This is a genomic window from Komagataeibacter nataicola (genome assembly GCF_003207795.1).
GTDB classification, from domain to species: Bacteria; Pseudomonadota; Alphaproteobacteria; order Acetobacterales; family Acetobacteraceae; genus Komagataeibacter; species Komagataeibacter nataicola.
Genome location: NZ_NIRT01000093.1, coordinates 1 through 798 on the forward strand (window position 1 = coordinate 1; position 798 = coordinate 798).

Genomic DNA, 798 nt, shown 5'->3' on the forward strand with positions numbered 1-798 from the left:
CGCAAACCGTATCCCTCTGATGTATCAGACGAAGAATGGTCTCTGGTCGTTCCGTATCTGGTCCTGATGCGAGAGGACGCGGAACAGCGGCGGCATGATCTGCGCGAACTGTTCAACGGGTTGCGCTACGTGATCCGCTACGGGATTGCCTGGCGCGCGATGCCAAACGATCTGCCGCCGTGGTCGGCGGTTTATCAGCAGTCTCGTCGTTGGATGGATGCCGGCTGCTTCGAGACGCTGGCCTGCGATCTACGTGCCGTCTTGCGCATGGCTTCTGGTCGCCTGCCGGAACCCACTGCAGCCATCCTCGACAGCCGGACATTACGTTCGACACCCGAGAGCGGGCCTCGCGCCGGTTACGACGGGGCCAAACGCAAACGGGGCTCGAAGCTGCATATGGCTGTGGATACGCTGGGTCACCTGCTGGCCCTGCATGTCACGCCAGCCAATCGGGATGATCGCGCCGAGGTCGGACGCCTCGCCGCTGCCATTCAGGAGGCCACTGACGAAAGCGTCGAACTGGCCTATGTCGATCAGGGATATACGGGCTCAAAACCAGACGAGGCGGCTCGCACGCACGGTATCGCACTCGAAGTCGTCAAGTTGCCCGAAGCCAGGCGCGGCTTTGTCCTGCTGCCGCGCCGATGGGTCGCCGAGCGGTCTTTCGCATGGGCCACACGATGCCGCAGGCTCGTCAAGGACTACGAGCGTTACGCTTCAACCCTCGCAAGTCTCCATGTCGTCGCTTTCGCATGTTTCATGCTCAGAAACGCCGCTATACTCGCTCAAGGTGCATAA

General features: G+C 61.4%; 1 protein-coding gene. It reads left to right on the forward strand.

The features are described 5' to 3' along the window. A partial coding sequence (locus tag CDI09_RS17405) for an IS5 family transposase (RefSeq protein WP_249034063.1) occupies window positions 1–798 on the forward strand: 798 nt, incomplete at its 5' end.